Source organism: Streptomyces sp. NPDC005408 (genome assembly GCF_040606445.1).
Taxonomy (GTDB): Bacteria; Actinomycetota; Actinomycetes; order Streptomycetales; family Streptomycetaceae; genus Streptomyces.
Genome location: NZ_JBEXEX010000002.1, coordinates 309,714 through 324,569, shown reverse-complemented (window position 1 = coordinate 324,569; position 14,856 = coordinate 309,714). Strand labels below are relative to the sequence as shown.

At 69.4% G+C, this 14,856-nt stretch carries 11 protein-coding genes; 6 read left to right on the top strand and 5 right to left on the bottom strand.

Translation table 11 applies throughout. The annotated features are described in order from the left end of the window. The first annotated feature begins 269 nt into the window (after positions 1 to 269). The 5 genes from ABZS64_RS03510 (at position 270) to ABZS64_RS03490 (ending at position 8,816) form a co-directional block, all read left to right on the top strand. Positions 270 to 1,181, top strand: coding sequence for a hypothetical protein (locus tag ABZS64_RS03510; RefSeq protein WP_355822618.1), 912 nt, complete (start codon positions 270 to 272; stop codon positions 1,179 to 1,181). Between the two features lie 43 nt (positions 1,182 to 1,224). Next, positions 1,225 to 1,800: a Uma2 family endonuclease gene (locus tag ABZS64_RS03505; protein ID WP_355822616.1), complete on the top strand. Its 576-nt coding sequence runs from the start codon at positions 1,225 to 1,227 to the stop codon at positions 1,798 to 1,800. A gap of 61 nt (positions 1,801 to 1,861) precedes the next feature. Next, the gene (locus ABZS64_RS03500; RefSeq protein ID WP_355822614.1) at positions 1,862 to 4,453 is read left to right on the top strand and encodes a bifunctional FO biosynthesis protein CofGH; all 2,592 of its coding nucleotides are present in this window, start codon (positions 1,862 to 1,864) and stop codon (positions 4,451 to 4,453) included. 4 nt (positions 4,454 to 4,457) lie between these two features. Next, positions 4,458 to 7,562 (top strand): tetratricopeptide repeat protein, encoded by a 3,105-nt coding sequence (locus ABZS64_RS03495; protein ID WP_355822612.1) that lies wholly within the window; start codon positions 4,458 to 4,460, stop codon positions 7,560 to 7,562. 138 nt (positions 7,563 to 7,700) lie between these two features. After that, entirely contained in the window at positions 7,701 to 8,816 is a 1,116-nt protein-coding gene (locus ABZS64_RS03490) for an ADP-ribosylglycohydrolase family protein (RefSeq protein WP_355822610.1), read from the top strand. A gap of 55 nt (positions 8,817 to 8,871) precedes the next feature. Here the strand turns inward: ABZS64_RS03490 and ABZS64_RS03485 are convergent, their stop codons facing one another. Further along, entirely contained in the window at positions 8,872 to 10,464 is a 1,593-nt protein-coding gene (locus ABZS64_RS03485; protein WP_355822608.1) for a sodium:solute symporter family protein, read from the bottom strand. Between the two features lie 191 nt (positions 10,465 to 10,655). Beyond that, positions 10,656 to 11,438 carry an SDR family oxidoreductase gene (locus tag ABZS64_RS03480; protein WP_355822606.1) on the bottom strand — a complete coding sequence of 261 codons (783 nt, stop codon included), beginning with the start codon at positions 11,436 to 11,438 and terminating at the stop codon, positions 10,656 to 10,658. Positions 11,439 to 11,529: 91 nt separating this feature from the next. Here ABZS64_RS03480 and ABZS64_RS03475 point away from each other — a divergent pair, with 91 nt between their 5' ends. After that, positions 11,530 to 12,387 (top strand): hypothetical protein, encoded by an 858-nt coding sequence (locus ABZS64_RS03475; RefSeq protein ID WP_355822604.1) that lies wholly within the window; start codon positions 11,530 to 11,532, stop codon positions 12,385 to 12,387. Between the two features lie 170 nt (positions 12,388 to 12,557). Here the strand turns inward: ABZS64_RS03475 and ABZS64_RS03470 are convergent, their stop codons facing one another. The 3 genes from ABZS64_RS03470 to ABZS64_RS03460 all read right to left on the bottom strand — a co-directional run bounded on the left by ABZS64_RS03470 (position 12,558) and on the right by ABZS64_RS03460 (position 14,783). Further along, positions 12,558 to 12,767 (bottom strand): DUF397 domain-containing protein, encoded by a 210-nt coding sequence (locus ABZS64_RS03470; RefSeq protein WP_355822602.1) that lies wholly within the window; start codon positions 12,765 to 12,767, stop codon positions 12,558 to 12,560. 195 nt (positions 12,768 to 12,962) lie between these two features. Continuing rightward, entirely contained in the window at positions 12,963 to 13,820 is an 858-nt protein-coding gene (locus ABZS64_RS03465; protein ID WP_355822600.1) for a helix-turn-helix transcriptional regulator, read from the bottom strand. Between the two features lie 228 nt (positions 13,821 to 14,048). After that, positions 14,049 to 14,783 (bottom strand): GPP34 family phosphoprotein, encoded by a 735-nt coding sequence (locus ABZS64_RS03460; RefSeq protein ID WP_355822598.1) that lies wholly within the window; start codon positions 14,781 to 14,783, stop codon positions 14,049 to 14,051. Positions 14,784 to 14,856: the final 73 nt, after the last annotated feature.

Below are 14,856 nucleotides of genomic sequence, written 5' to 3'. Positions count from 1 at the left end.
CAAGTTGCCCCCGTCTTCGAGCTGCAGGCTCGAGCTCAGGCTTTGAGCTTCGAGCCCCGAGCTCTCTTTGTGGGGAATGGTTGGTGGTTTGAACCCACCCACCCTCCCCTGTGCGCCCAACTGCGGGGATCCCCAGAAGAGTTGACTTTGGGTGTTCAACTTGCCACGCGCTGTCATATGCCTCTAGCGTTCACAGCAATAAACAACCCCGACCGGTGTTCGAGCACCAGCCGGGGTCTGACCTCCAAGATCGAACTAGGACCGATCTCGTGGCTTACCTCAACTCTAGCTGTGCCCTGCCGACGCCCGCACACCCCATGGCCAGCCCCGGCTACGGCAAGCGCCCCGGCCCCGATCAATCCCCTCGCCGCAGCGGTGACTTCGCAAATCTGCCCAAGCGGGAAGCGGCCGTCGCCGCGTTCATCGACCGTCTCCCCGAGGGCGCGGCGATGGACCACAAGACCCTCGCCAAGCACATCGCCGACTACGGCCAGGCCGCAATCCGTAGTGCGCTCAAGGCACTTACCAACGCGGGCCATCTGCGCCGCATCAAGGAGCAGGTCGTACGTGACGACGGCGTGCGCTGGGTGACGCGCACGTACTGGTCGCGTACCGCCCGCAGTGCCGCCTGGTGGCAGGAGTTCTGCCGGAGCGTACGAGGCGTGATGCTCGACGCCCCGGACTGCGCCGCGGACGACGAGCCGGCCGCCGCCGAGCCCGCGCCGGAGCGCACCGCTGCCTACCGAACCCTTGCCGCCCTCGGCCGTACCGACCCCCGGATGACCCTCTCCGCCGCCGACTGTCAGCGGCTGGAACCCTTCGCCGCGACCTGGCTGGAGTACGGCGCGAGCGTGAAGCACCTGACCCATGCGCTCACTCACGGACTGCCCGACGCGATCCACAATCCGGCCGGGATCGCGAAACGACGACTGGAGGACAAGATGCCGCCCAAGCCCGCCCGCGAGCCCGAGACCGTGCTCCGCAGCGTCATGGTCTGCATGTTCTGCGACACGACCGAGGAGGACGAGCCGCTGATCAACGGCATGTGCGAGTCCTGCCGCAGCGAGGACGAGGACGACATCCCGGCCACGTTCCGCCCTGGTCCGCGCCCGGCGGACGTGGCCGTGCTGGCCGACGCCGCACGTATCGCTGCCGGACTGCCGCCGAGGAGTCGCGAATGACCGTGCAGGCGGTCGTGACCCCTGGACGGGAGGAAGCGACGCCATGACTCCCAGAACCGGCATGCCCCAGATGGCCGTCGAGGAGTTCGAGGAGCTCGCCCGCCGTGCACCCGAGTTCGTGCGACTGGAGTTCATCAACGGGAAGGTCCAGGTCATGCCCGGACCGGACGGTGTCCACGGAGCCATCGTGATGTGGCTCATCAAGCGGTGCATGCAACAGCGGCCGGAGCTGTCGCTCTACCCGGAGCAGGGGCTGAAGGTCGAGGCCTGTCGCAGGGGGCGGGCCCGCCCGGACGGGTGCCTCGCTCCTGAGGAGAACTTCGTCGGGCAGGGCGAGTGGGCAGAGCCCGGTGGCGTTCTGATGGCGGTCGAGGTCACCTCGCGCGATGCGGACACCGACCGCCGCGACCGCGTCGAAAAGCCCGACGGCTACCCGGCGGCCGGTATCCCCGTCTGCCTCCTCGTCGACCGTGAGGCCTGCTCCGTCACCGTCCGCGCCGAACCCGAAGGCGGCTCGTACCGAAGGATCACCACGCGCCCCTTCGGCGCCGTTGTCGAGCTCCCCGACCCGGTCGGGATCACTCTGGAGACGCAGAAGCTCAAGGACTACGCCGACTGATGCGGTGACCCCGCCCCGAGGCCAGCTATTTCCCTTCCCTGTGCGCTCGTATGCTCGATCCATGACGGATCACCAGCACGGACGGCCCGGCCCCCCCACCGAGAACTCCATGCGCCGCGCCCTCAAGCGAGCCAGGGACGGGGTGGCGCTCGACGTCGCCGAGGCCGCCGTGCTGCTGCAAGCGCGCGGGGCGGATCTCGAAGATCTCGCCGCGTCCGCCGCGCGCGTCAGGGATGCCGGGCTGGAGGCCGCAGGCCGCCCCGGCGTCATCACGTACTCCAAGAGCGTGTTCATTCCGCTCACCCGGCTGTGCCGCGACAAGTGCCACTACTGCACCTTCGCGACCGTCCCCGGCAAGCTGCGCCGGGCCGGGCACGGGATGTTCATGTCGCCGGACGAGGTTCTCGACATCGCCCGGCGCGGCGCCGAACTGGGCTGCAAGGAAGCGCTGATCACGCTCGGGGACAAGCCCGAGGACCGCTGGCCCGAGGCGCGGGAGTGGCTGGAGGCCGAGGGGTACGACGACACCATCGCGTACGTGCGGGCCATGGCGATCCGCATCCTGGAGGAGACCGGGCTGCTGCCGCATCTCAACCCCGGGGTCATGTCCTGGACGGACTTCCAGCGGCTCAAGCCCGTCGCGCCGAGCATGGGCATGATGCTGGAGACCACGGCGACGCGGCTGTGGAGCGAGCCGGGCGGGCCGCACCACGGGTCGCCCGACAAGGAGCCCGCCGTCCGGCTGCGGGTGCTGGAGGATGCCGGGCGCAGTTCCGTGCCGTTCACCAGCGGGCTGTTGATCGGGATCGGCGAGACGTACGAGGAGCGCGCCGATTCGCTGTTCGCGCTGCGGCGCATCGCCCGTGCGTACCACGGCATCCAGGAACTGATCATGCAGAACTTCCGCGCCAAGCCGGACACGGCGATGCGCGGCATGCCGGACGCCGAGCTGGACGAGCTGGTCGCCACCGTCGCCGTGGCCCGGCACATCATGGGGCCCTCCGCCTGCCTGCAGGCGCCGCCCAACCTGGTGGCGGGTGAGTATGCGCGCCTGATTGGCGCGGGCATCGACGACTGGGGCGGGGTTTCGCCGCTGACGCCCGACCATGTGAACCCCGAGCGGCCCTGGCCGCAGATCGACGAGCTGGCCGAGCGCTCGGCGGCCGTCGGGTTCGAGCTGCGTGAACGGCTGTGTGTGTATCCGGAGTTCGTGCAGCGGGGCGAGCCCTGGCTGGACCCGCGGCTGCTGCCGCACGTGCGCGCGCTCGCCGATCCGGAGACGGGTCTGGCGGACCCGGACGCCCGCGTCGAGGGGCATCCGTGGCAGGAGCCCGACGAAGGGTTCACCTCCATCGGGCGCACCGATCTGCACCGGACGATTGATACGGAAGGCCGGACCTCCGACAGGCGCGACGACTTCGACGAGGTCTACGGGGACTGGGAAGCCCTGCGCGAGGCCGCCGTGCCCGGCATGGTGCCCTCCAGGATCGATACGGACGTGCGGCAGGCCCTCAAGACGGCCGCCGACGATCCGACCAGGCTCACCGACGACGAAGCCCTTGCCCTTCTGCACGCGGACGGGCCTGCGCTGGACGCGCTGACCCGGATCGCGGACGACCTCCGTAAAACCGTCGTCGGTGACGACGTCACGTACATCGTCACGCGCAACATCAACTTCACCAACGTCTGCTACACCGGCTGCCGCTTCTGCGCCTTCGCCCAGCGGCGTACGGACGCCGACGCGTACACCCTCTCCCTCGACCAGGTCGCCGACCGCGCCGCGCAGGCCTGGGACGTCGGCGCCGTCGAGGTCTGCATGCAGGGCGGCATCCATCCCGACCTGCCGGGCACCGCGTACTTCGACATCGCCCGGGCAGTGAAGACCAGAGTTCCCGGCATGCATGTGCATGCCTTCTCGCCGATGGAGGTCGTCAACGGCGCGACCCGGACCGGGATGTCGATACGGGAATGGCTCACGGCCGCCAAGGAGGCCGGGCTCGACTCCATCCCCGGGACCGCCGCCGAGATCCTCGACGACGAGGTCCGCTGGATCCTCACCAAGGGCAAGCTGCCCACCGCCACCTGGATCGAAGTCGTCAAGACGGCTCATGAGCTGGGTATCCGGTCCTCCTCCACCATGATGTACGGACATGTGGACCAGCCCCGGCACTGGCTCGGGCACCTCCGTACCCTCGCGCGCATCCAGCAGGAGACGGGCGGCTTCACGGAGTTCGTGACGCTGCCCTTCATCCACACCAATGCGCCGGTGTATCTGGCGGGAATCGCCAGGCCGGGCCCGACGACCCGCGACAACCGCGCCGTCGTTGCCATGGCGCGGCTCCTCCTCCACCCCCACATCACCAACATCCAGACGAGCTGGGTGAAGCTCGGCACGGAGGGTGCGGCGGAGATGCTCCGCTCCGGGGCGAACGACCTCGGCGGCACGCTGATGGAGGAGACCATCTCCCGTATGGCGGGCTCCAGTTACGGCTCGTACCGCTCCATCAAGGATCTCGTCGCCATCGCGGAGGCGGCCGGGCGTCCGGCGAAGCCGCGTACGACGCTGTACGGCGAGGTGGCCGAGGAGCGCATGCGCGCGGCCACCGCGTCCGACGGACATCTGCCCGAGCTGCTGCCGCTGCTGCCAGACTGATCGCATGAGTGCCGGAGCCGCGCGTCTGTCCATGCAGGAACTGATCGACATCGCCAGGCGCGCGAGCTTCGTGGGACGGCGCGAGGAACTGGCCGCGTTCCGTGGGAACTTCGACGTGCCCGTGGGGGACGCGCGGCACCGCTTCATCTTCCATATCCATGGCAACGCGGGCGTCGGCAAGACCTCCCTCGTACGCGAACTGACGCAGGCCGCGCGCGAACGCGACGCGCTCACCGCTGTCCTCGACGAGTCCGTGAACAGCGTGCCGGAGGCGATGGAGGCGCTCTGCGCCCAGTTCGCCGAGCAGGGGCATGCGCTCAAGGCTCTGGACAAGCTGCTGGCGACCTACCGCCAGCGCCGGTACGAGGCGGAGTCGGCCGCCGCCGCTGCGGTCACGGCCCCCGATCCGCAACAGGACGGCCCCACGCCCGGGTCCCTCGCCGTCGCTCAGGCCGGACTGATCGCCCTGGGCGCGGTGCCGGGCGTCGGCGCGCTCGCCGGAGGCGTCGACCCGGCCCAGCTCGCCCGCGGAGCCGACCATGTACGAGCCGTGCTCAGCGCCCGCTTCGGCAAGCAGGAGGACGTACAGCTGGTCCTCCATCCGATCGAGACCCTCACTCCGGTACTGGTCTCCGAGCTGAACCGGGTCGCCGCCCAAGTCCCCTGGATCGCGCTCTTCTTCGACACGTACGAACGCACCGGGCCCTTCCTCGACCTCTGGCTGCGCGATCTCATCACCAGCAAGCGCCACGGCCTGCTGCCCCCGCAGGTCGTCGTCACTCTCTCCGGGCAGCGGCCGCTCGACCCCAGCTGCTGGGCGGATTACGCCGGTTTCGTGACGGACCTGCCGCTCTCGCCCTTTACCGAGTCCGAGGCCCGCCAGTTCCTTGCCGCCAAGGGTGTGCAGGACGAGGAGGTGGTACGGGAGGTGCTCAAGCTCTCCGGCCGGCTGCCCGTCCTCGTCTCGACGCTCGCCGAGAACCCGGGAGCGGTCGACGACCCTTGCGCTACCGCAGTGGAGCGCTTCCTGAAGTGGGAGCAGGACCCGGTCCGCCGATCGGCCGCACTGGACGGCGCACTGCCGCGCCGGCTGAACGAGGACATCTTCCGGGCGGCCGTCGAAGGGGACGCGCAGGGGCTGTTCGGCTGGCTGTGCGCGCTGCCGTTCGTTAGCGACCGCGGGGGCCGGGCCCAGTACCACGACGTCGTACGGGACCCGATGCTGCGGCTGAGGCGCAACAGCTCGCCGGAGCGCTGGCGGGCCGGGCACACGCGGCTGGCGGAGGCGTTCGCCGGATGGCGGGCGGCGGCCGAGGACGGCCTCGACGAGGAGCAGCGCTGGGGACAGGACGCCTGGCGGGAGCTGCGCATCGAGGAGACGTACCACCTGCTGTGCGCCCGGCCGCGCGCAGTACTGCCCGCCGTCCTGCGGGACGGGATCGACGCGTGCGACGCGGGTATGCCCGCCGCCCGGCACTGGGCGCGGACCGTCGCGGACGCGGGCGCCGACGGAGACAGCGAGCTGCTGCGGGCGCTGGGCGGGGGCGCGCTGGCCGCGCTGGAGGACGAACAGCGCAAGTGCACTGCGGTGTTGGAGCTGATCCTCGCCCGTGGCGAGCTGGGCGACGAGGCGCGGGTGGCGGCCCTCGTGGTCCGCGGCCGTGACCACCGCAATCTGGGCGAGTACGAGGAGGCGCTGCGCGACTACCGGCGGGCGGTCGGCCTGGACGCGGGGTGTCAGCGGGCGCACTACGGGCTGGGGGAGACGTACGGCCGGACGGGGCGGTACGAGGAGTCCCTCGCCGAGTTCGACCGCGCACTCGAACTCGACCCCGCCGATATCTGGTCCCTCTCCAGCCGCGCCCAGACGAAGCACGCCCTGGGGCGCAGCGAGGAGGCGCTCGCCGATCTGGACCAGGTCATCGAGGCGAAGCCCGGCCATGTGTGGTCGCTGGTGCGGCGGTCCCAGATCCGGCGCTCGCTCGGGGATGCGCAGGGCGCCCTGGCGGACATCCGACGGGCCAAGGGGCTCGACCCGGACAATCCGTGGATCGTCGGCGAGCACGGGGAGATCCTGCGGTACGAAGGGCGGTACGAGGAGGCGATCACCGAGTTCGACCGGGCGTACGCACTGGATCCGGACTATGCCTGGGCTCTCGGCAGCCGCGCCATGGCGAAGCATGCGCTCGGCAGAACGCAGGAGGCGCTGGCGGACCTGGACGAGGCGCTGGGGCTGAAGCCGGACTACTGGTGGACGCTGCTGCGGAGGGCCGAAATCTGGCGCCAACAGGGCGATATGGCCCGGGAGTTCGCCGATCTCGACCGGCTCGTGGAGTATGCGGAGCCCAAGGCGTGGGCACTGGTCAGCCGCGGATACGCGCATCAGCGGGCCGGGCAGTACGAAGAAGCGCTCGCCGATTACGACCGGGCGCTCGCCCACAATCCGGAGTACGGCTATGCGCTGGAAATCCGGGGCCGGATGTACGAGCGGCTCGGCCGGTACGAGGAGGCGCTGGCGGACCTGAACCGGGGGCTGGGGCTCGACCCCGGATCGGTTCTCGCGCTGACGGTACGGGCGGGTGTGCGGCGGGAGCTCGGCGATCTCGACGGTGAACTCGCCGACCTCGACGCGGCGTTGGAGCTTGAGCCGGACCAAGCGGGGCAATTGACCCTGCGCGGTGAGGTGCATCGCCGTGCCGGGCGCTACGAGGAAGCGATCGCGGACTACGACCGGGCGGACGAGCTCAAGCCCGACGACGGCTGGACCATCGGCAGCCGCGGCCAGGCGCTGCGGGGCCTCGGCCGATTCGAGGAGGCGCTGGCCGATCTGGCGCGAGCCGCCGAGCTCCAGCCGGAAAAGGCGTGGATCGCGGCCGAGCGGGGTGCGGCTCTTCAGGACCTGGGGCGGTACGAGGAGGCGCTTGCGGAGCTGGACCGGTCGATCGGGCTCGACCCGGGATACGGGTGGGCGTACGGGAGGCGGGCTTCGGTGCGGCTGGCGGCAGGGCGGGCGGAGGAGGCCCGCGCCGATCTCGACCGGTACCGGGAGCTGGGCGAGGATCCGGCCGAGCTGGATTCTCACCTGCGGGGGGCTTTGCCCCCACCCTGAACCTCCAGGCGCCGTCGTTTGAGCCGCGGGGGCCGGGGCGGAGCCCCGGTTGAAAAGCCACGGCCCCTGAGCCCACCGTTCCCGTTCGATTACAGTGCTGCGCCAGGCATACGTTCGAGGTCCAGGGAGGGACGCGCGGTGAGCGCAGCAGCTACTGCCGTGTGGGGCCGGGCCGAGCAGCAGGACTTTCGCGCCCGGGTGCGCGGCGCCCTGCTCGGTGGCGCCATCGGTGACGCGCTCGGCGCCGGGGTCGCCGCGCTGACCCTGGAGGAGATACGCGCCGCCCACGGCCCCGAGGGCATCGCCGACCTCGTGCCCGCCCACGGCCGCCGCGGGGCCGTCACCGCCGCCACCCAGCTGACCCTGTTCACCGTCGACGGGCTCATACGGGCCCAGGTCCGCCGGGACACCGGCGCCTGGCACCCGCCCACCGATGTGCACCGCGCCTATCTGAGATGGGCCGCCACCCAGCGCGACTGGGGCCCCGACGAACGCCGCAAGGACAACGGCTGGCTCGCCCGCGAGGAGTGGCTCTACACCCGCCGCGACCCGGCCAATGCCTGCATCATCGGGCTCGGCGACGAGACCATGGGCACCCTCGAAGCACCGAAGAACCCGGCCGTGCGCGACGCGGGCGCGCTGGTGCGCTCCGCGCCGTTCGGGCTGCTCGTGGGCTGGGAGCCGCAGTTGGTGTGCCAGCTGGCGGTGGAGTGCGCGGCGCAGACGCACGGCCACCCCACCGCGTATCTCTCGGCGGGCGCGTTCGCCGTCATCGTGCACGGTCTGGCCCGCGGCGAGACCCTCGACGGCTCGGTGCAGCGCGCGCTCGCCCAGCTGGCCGCTCGGCCCGGGCACCAGCCCGTCACGGACGCCCTCAAGCTCGCGCTCGGCGCCGTACGCCAGGGCATCCCGAGCCCCACCAGGGTCGCCTCGATCGGCGAGGGCGGCAATGCCGAGGACGCGCTCGCGATCGCCGTCTACTGCGCCCTCGTCGGCGAGGACATCCGGCACGGCCTGCGGCTCGCGGTCAACCACGACGGCCCGTCCGAGGCCACCGGCTCCGTCACCGGCGCGCTGCTGGGCGCCCTGCACGGTGAGACGGCCCTGCCGCCCGCGTGGCTCTCTGAGCTGGAGGGCCGCCCCACGGTCATCGAGCTCGCCGACGACTTCGCTATGGAGATGACCCAGGGCCCTGCCCTGCACGGCCCCACGGTCGCCTCGCCCGGCTGGCTGGCCCGCTACCCACGCAGCTGAGACCTGGCTCCACTCCTGCGGAGCCGGGTCCCGACCGCGTACGGAACGAAGCGCGTCAGCCGTCCGCGCCCTCGCGGCCCAGCACCTTCGCATCGGCCGGCTCGGCCGGCGCCGGCACGGCCGCGGCCGCGAGCCCCGTCCCGTCCGGACCGTCGTCGTCCGTGTTGATCCGGGCGATGACCGCGTCCCGCTCGGGGGTGTCCTCCGGCTTGACCAGGCCGATCACGATGTAGAGCACGAGCGAGATCGCCAGCGGTACGGAGACCTGGTACTGCAGGGCCACATCGGTCCTGGCGGTGCCGTCGATCTCGTAGTTGAGGAAGAAGAAGGCGATCAGACCCGCCGCCCAGCTGGTGAGTGCCGCGGTCGGTCCGGACTTACGGAACCAACGCAGCAGGCCGAGCATGAACGGGATCGCGATCGGTCCCATCAGTCCGGCCACCCACTTGATCACGACGGTGATGATGTCCTTGAACGTGGGCGAGTTGACCTGGGTCGCGATGGCCATCGACAGCGCCAGGAACGAGATCGTCGACAGACGTGCGGCGATCAGACCGGCCCGTTCCGTCCAGCTCCTGGCCTTCTTGGAGATGACCGGTGCGATGTCCCGGGTGAAGACCGCGGAGATGGCGTTGGCGTCGGACGAGCACATGGCCATGGTGTGCGAGAAGAAGCCGACGATGACCAGGCCCAGCAGACCGTGCGGCAGCAGCTGCTCGGTCATCAGGGCGTAACTGTCGGAGGCGTCCGACTTCTTCGCCTCGACGAGCAGCGGGGCACACCACATCGGGAAGAAGAGGACCAGCGGCCAGACGGCCCACAGGATGGCCGAGAGCCGGGCCGAGCGGGTGGCCTGGCGGGCGTTGGCGGTCGCCATGTAGCGCTGCGCCTGGTTCCACATGCCGCCGTTGTACTCGAAGGTCTTGATGAAGAGGAACGCCAGCAGGAACGTCACCGTGTACGGTCCCGCGGTCGCGTCCGTGTGCCCCTGGAGCTCCGGCTTGTCCCAGACCGTCCACAGGGTGCTGAAGCCGTCCAGCTTGCCCATGACCGCGATGAGCATCGCGAGACCGGCGAAGAGCTGGATGATGAACTGCCCCAGCTCGGTAAGGGCGTCGGCCCACAGACCGCCGACCGTGCAGTAGACACCGGTGATGATGCCGGTGATCAGGATCCCCTGGTTGAGCGAGAGACCGGTGAAGACGGAGAGCAGGGTGGCGATGGCGGCCCACTTGGCGCCCACGTCCACGATCTTCAGCAGAAGACCGGACCAGGCGAGTGCCTGCTGCGTCTTGAGGTTGTAGCGGTTCTTCAGATACTCCAGCGGCGATGCGACATGCAGCTTGGAGCGCAGCCGGTTCAGCCGGGGTGCGAAGAGCTTCGCGCCGATGAAGATGCCGATGGCGATCGGGAGGGACCACGTCACGAAGGACGTGACACCGTACTTGTAGGCGATGCCCGCGTAGCCGGTGAACATCACCGCGCTGTAGCCGGACATGTGGTGCGAGATGCCCGACAGCCACCACGGCATTTTGCCGCCTGCGGTGAAGAAGTCGCTGACGTTGTCAACGCGCTTGTGCGACCAGAGTCCGATCGCGACCATCACACCGAAGTAACCGATGAGCACGGTCCAGTCGAGACTGTTCATGTGCCCCCTCCTGGGGTCCGCCTTGTGAACGCCGTTCATGGTGTGTCCATGGGCGCGGTCACGACAACGACCCGAAGGGTCAAGGGCAAGTAAAATTGTTCGAGTTAATGACCTCTGTTCACATCCATGATTCACGGAGGGGCGAAAAAGGGCCGTACGGCAGTGATTGCCCGTACGGCCCCGGCGGCCGGCTACCGCATCAACTCCCCCGCGTTGACCAGCAGCGACTGACCCGTGATCGCCCGGGCCCGGTCGGAGGCCAGAAACGCCGCGGCCTCCGCGACATCTCCGTCCGTGGCCAGCTCGGGCAGCGCCATCCGCTCGGTTAGCCGCCCGAGCACCTCGTCCTCCGGCACCCCCTCGGTGTGCGCAGTGAACTGGACGTACGCCTGGACGGGCGGCCCCCACATCCAGCCGGGCAGCACCGTGTTCACCCGGATCCGGTCCGGGCCCAGTTCGCGTGCCATCGAGTACATCGCCGAGGTCAGCGCGCCCTTCGACGCCGCGTACGCCGCCTGCCACACCTGTGAGGGCGCGGCCACCGCCGACTGCGTGCCGATGATGACGACCGAGCCGCCGCGCTCCTTGAGCGCGGGCAGGCAGGCCCGGGTCATCCGCAGCGTGCCCAGGAGATTCACATCGATGACCCCCTGCCAGGTCTCGAAGTCCGCGTCCGCGAGCCCGCCGAAATAGCTGTCCCAGGCGGCGACATGGACGACCGCGTCGATCCGTCCGAAGCGTTCCAGCGTGAGCGCGGCCAGCGCCTCGCACTGCGCCTCGTCGGTGATGTCCGTGGCGTGGTAGGCGGTGCGTGAGCCGTCGGGGTCCATCTCCCGGGCCGACTTGGCGAGATTCGACTCCGTACGGGCGCCGAGGACCGCGTTGCCCCCGTCCCGTACGACGGTCGCGGCGATCTGATGGCCGAGTCCGGCCCCGACGCCGGAGACGATCACGGTCTTGCCCTGCAGCAGCATCTGGGCGCCTCCCGGCTCTGGCAGTTCTTCTGACGGGCCGTCAGAGTAGGTCCGTCCGGCGGAGGAAGGAAGAGGACGGAAGGGGAGCGTCATGAGCGAGAACACGCGCAGGAGCGAGGACACGCGCAGCGAGGTGTACGCGGAGCTGGCGGGCGTCGGTCCGTACGGGGTGCGCCCCGGCCATGCCCTGATCACCATGGTCGAACCGCACCCGGGCCATGAGTACGCGTACAACCGCTGGTACGAGGACGACCACTACTACGCGGGCGCGATGGCGATGCCCTGGATGTACGCGGGACGGCGTTGGGTCGCCACGCGTGACCTCCAGCTGCTGCGCTATCCGGAGAAGTCGGCGGTGGCCCAGCCCGTCACGGCGGGCTGCTACATATCCACGTACTGGATCACCGACGGGCGCTACGGCGACCACATGAAGTGGACCGTGGGGATCAACAAGCGGCTCAACCGGGACGGCCGCGTCTACCAGGACCGTACGCATGTCTTCACGGCCTTCCAGGACCATGAGGCAACCGTCTACCGGGACGGGGCTGCGGGCCCGCGCGACTATCACGCGCTGGATCATCCGTACGCGGGCCTGGTCGTCGAGGTGATCGACGCGGAGGGCCCCGAGCAGCGGGCGGAGCTCCTCGAGTGGCTGTGTACGAAACAACTGCCGAAGCAACTGGCCGGATCGGGCGCGGCGATGGTGACCATCTTCAGGCCGACACCGCTGCCGGGCGACCGCATGACCTATGTGAAACAGGTGGAGGGCGTCGACACCCGGCTGACGCTGCTGTGGTTCCTCGAGGAGGACCCGAGGGAGCGCTGGGACGCTGCTTTCGCAGGCCTCGACGTGGCGGTCGTCGAATCGGGGCTCGGACGGGTGGAGCTCGTGGCTCCCTTCATCCCCACCGTCCCCGGAACCGACCGCTACGTCGATCAACTGCGATGAGCAGGCAGGGAGGTTGGGGGATGGCCGTGGGGGCATGGCCGAGCCCCCTCGGCCGGGACGGCGGACCAGTCGAGAGGGCTCTGGTAGATGGTGCTCTGTGCTGCGTTGGTTCGTATTGCTTTTTGCTGTCTCTTTTGCGGTACAGCCCGGCGTGCTCCTCGGCGTGGCGCTCAGCCGAGATCGAACGCGCCGTGCCCCACTTCGTTCACGAACGCGTTCCACGACCCGGGGACGAAGGTGATCGACGGGCCCGCGGGGACTTTCGAGTCCCGCACGGCAATCGCCTGTGCGACGGGGGACTTGACCTCTACGCATGCGCCGTTTCCGGTGGAGTACGAGGACTTCGTCCAGGTCTCCGTGGCGCCCTGAAGGATTGCCATGTTCGCTCCGCTTCGGCAAGTGGTGTGATTTGCGCCAACGTTCTTGCTGGCGTGATCGACGCTACTCGCCGCGCTGGGTGCGCGAGGCAGACGTTCACTCGACCGGATGGCATATTCCACATGGGTCTTCCGTCGCGAGGTAGCTGGGGTGTACCGTGCGGTCCCCCTCGCGGCCGAAGCGTTTCAGCGGTTGTTTCAGCGGGCGTAATCCTTGGCGATGTCCGCGATGAACTGCCTGGTCTGATCCACGTTCAGGGCCTGCGCGCGCAGATGCTCGTACATGACGCTGTACTTCTGTACGTCATTGGCCTTCTCCAGGTACAGATCGCTCGTAACGCCCTCGATGTAGACGACGCTCGAGTCGGAGGCGTCCGGGAACTCCAGGATCGCGTACTGGCCATTGATGCCCGGGTGGGCGCCCATCTCGAAGGGCAGCACCTGCACGGTCACATGCGGCAGCTGGGACAGCTCCACCAGATGCTCCAGCTGTTCGCGCATCAGCGTCTTGTCGCCGACGAGACGGCGCAGCGCGGCCTCGTCGACCACGACCCACAGCCGCAGCGGATGCTCGCCGTCGTTGATCCGCTCCTGGCGGCGCAGCCTGACGCTGACCCGTTTCTCTACGTCGGTCGTCCCGCTCTCGGGCAGCGCGCCGGCGATCAGCGCCTCGGCGTACTGCCGCGTCTGCAACAGGCCCGGAACGACCTGGGGTTCGTACACCCGAAGGCTCGCCGCGTCGGTCTCCAGACCGATGTAGACGCTGTACGGGATGTCGCCGAAGGCATGCCACCAGCCCTGCTGGCGGGAATCCTTCGCCATTTGCATCAGCGAGTCCACGATCCTGTGGTCCTCGACCTCGTACACCCCGCACAGATCGCGGACATCGCGCTGGCTGATGGAACGGCGGCCGTTCTCGAGGCGGCTGATCTTCGACTGGGAGACGAGCAGGCGCTCCGCCACCTCCTCGGCCGTCATGCCCTTCAGCTCCCGGAGTCGGCGCAGCTCCTGTCCCAATCGGCGTCGCCTGACGGTGGGGTTGACATTGGACGCCACGGAAACTGCACCTCCGGCTGCGTAGCTGAGCGTATCTACCGCTCAGCAGACTGCCACCAATGGTCGTGGCTGCGCTGCGAAATGGCTACACAGGTGGCACACGCGAACGCGCGGGGCAGCCAAAGGGCTGCCCCGCGCGTTCTGTGCGGCTCCCGAACCGGGTCATGGGGACGTCGGTGCGGCGGTTCTGCGGTTGGTGCCGGTCGTACGGGTCGTGCTGGTGCTGTGTCAGTGCAAGGCGACACGGGCCATGGTGCCGTGGCGCGGTTGCTGCATCGCCGCCACGGCTGCCGGCTGCCTGTTGCCGTTCGTCGCGGTGGGATTACGGCGCGGCTGAGCGGCCACACCGTTCTGGACGTCCATCACGGCGTGCGCCACGAGGCCGCCCATCGGGTCGTGCCTGATGAGATCCCGCAGACGGGACCTCGAGGAACGCCCTTCGTTCCCGGGGTACAGGTGCTTGCCGAGTCCGACCGCGTGGGCCAGTGCGGCGAGCGCCGCGGTCCGCGGGTCCGGCGGTACGCCGGTGCGGATCGCACTGTCCAGCCGGGCCCTGATGTCCCGGCTGATCGCCGTGTCCGTCGCCTGGTAGCGAGTCGTCGGCAGTACTCCGCACATCTGGCCCGCCACGGCATGCACCATGCCGCACCGCTCCAGATGCGAGAGGTAAATCTGGCGCAGCCCCAGTCGGGGCCCGCCGATCCAGTGGACAGCGCGAACCGGACTGCCGCGTCTGCGCAGCAGTTCCAGCGCGGAGTCCAAAGTCGGATCTCCGGTCGGCCGTGGCATCACCACGGCGATACGATCCCCGTCTGGGGCTATCCGTCCTGCCAGAGCCAGCTCTACTAGCTGGGCTCCGGCCAGGCCGAGGTCGAGCGACTGCGGCTGCGCTGTGGTACCCGTGGCCGGGTCCAGAGCGAGCAACAGAAGCTCCTCCGGAATTGTTCTGCGGCTCCTGCCCATCCATGCCTCCCCGCGTGGATGTACGACAGGGTGACCCCTCTCACATTGGTCTGTCGAGAGCGCCTGGGTGCTT

Coding starts and splice junctions, on each gene's coding strand:
- ABZS64_RS03505 (WP_355822616.1), top strand. CDS start 1,225: ATGACTCCCAGAACCGGCATGCCCCAGATGGCCGTCGAGGAGTTCGAG.
- ABZS64_RS03500 (WP_355822614.1), top strand. CDS start 1,862: ATGACGGATCACCAGCACGGACGGCCCGGCCCCCCCACCGAGAACTCC.
- ABZS64_RS03495 (WP_355822612.1), top strand. CDS start 4,458: ATGAGTGCCGGAGCCGCGCGTCTGTCCATGCAGGAACTGATCGACATC.
- ABZS64_RS03485 (WP_355822608.1), bottom strand. CDS start 10,464: ATGAACAGTCTCGACTGGACCGTGCTCATCGGTTACTTCGGTGTGATG.
- ABZS64_RS03480 (WP_355822606.1), bottom strand. CDS start 11,438: ATGCTGCTGCAGGGCAAGACCGTGATCGTCTCCGGCGTCGGGGCCGGA.
- ABZS64_RS03475 (WP_355822604.1), top strand. CDS start 11,530: ATGAGCGAGAACACGCGCAGGAGCGAGGACACGCGCAGCGAGGTGTAC.
- ABZS64_RS03470 (WP_355822602.1), bottom strand. CDS start 12,767: ATGGCAATCCTTCAGGGCGCCACGGAGACCTGGACGAAGTCCTCGTAC.
- ABZS64_RS03460 (WP_355822598.1), bottom strand. CDS start 14,783: ATGGGCAGGAGCCGCAGAACAATTCCGGAGGAGCTTCTGTTGCTCGCT.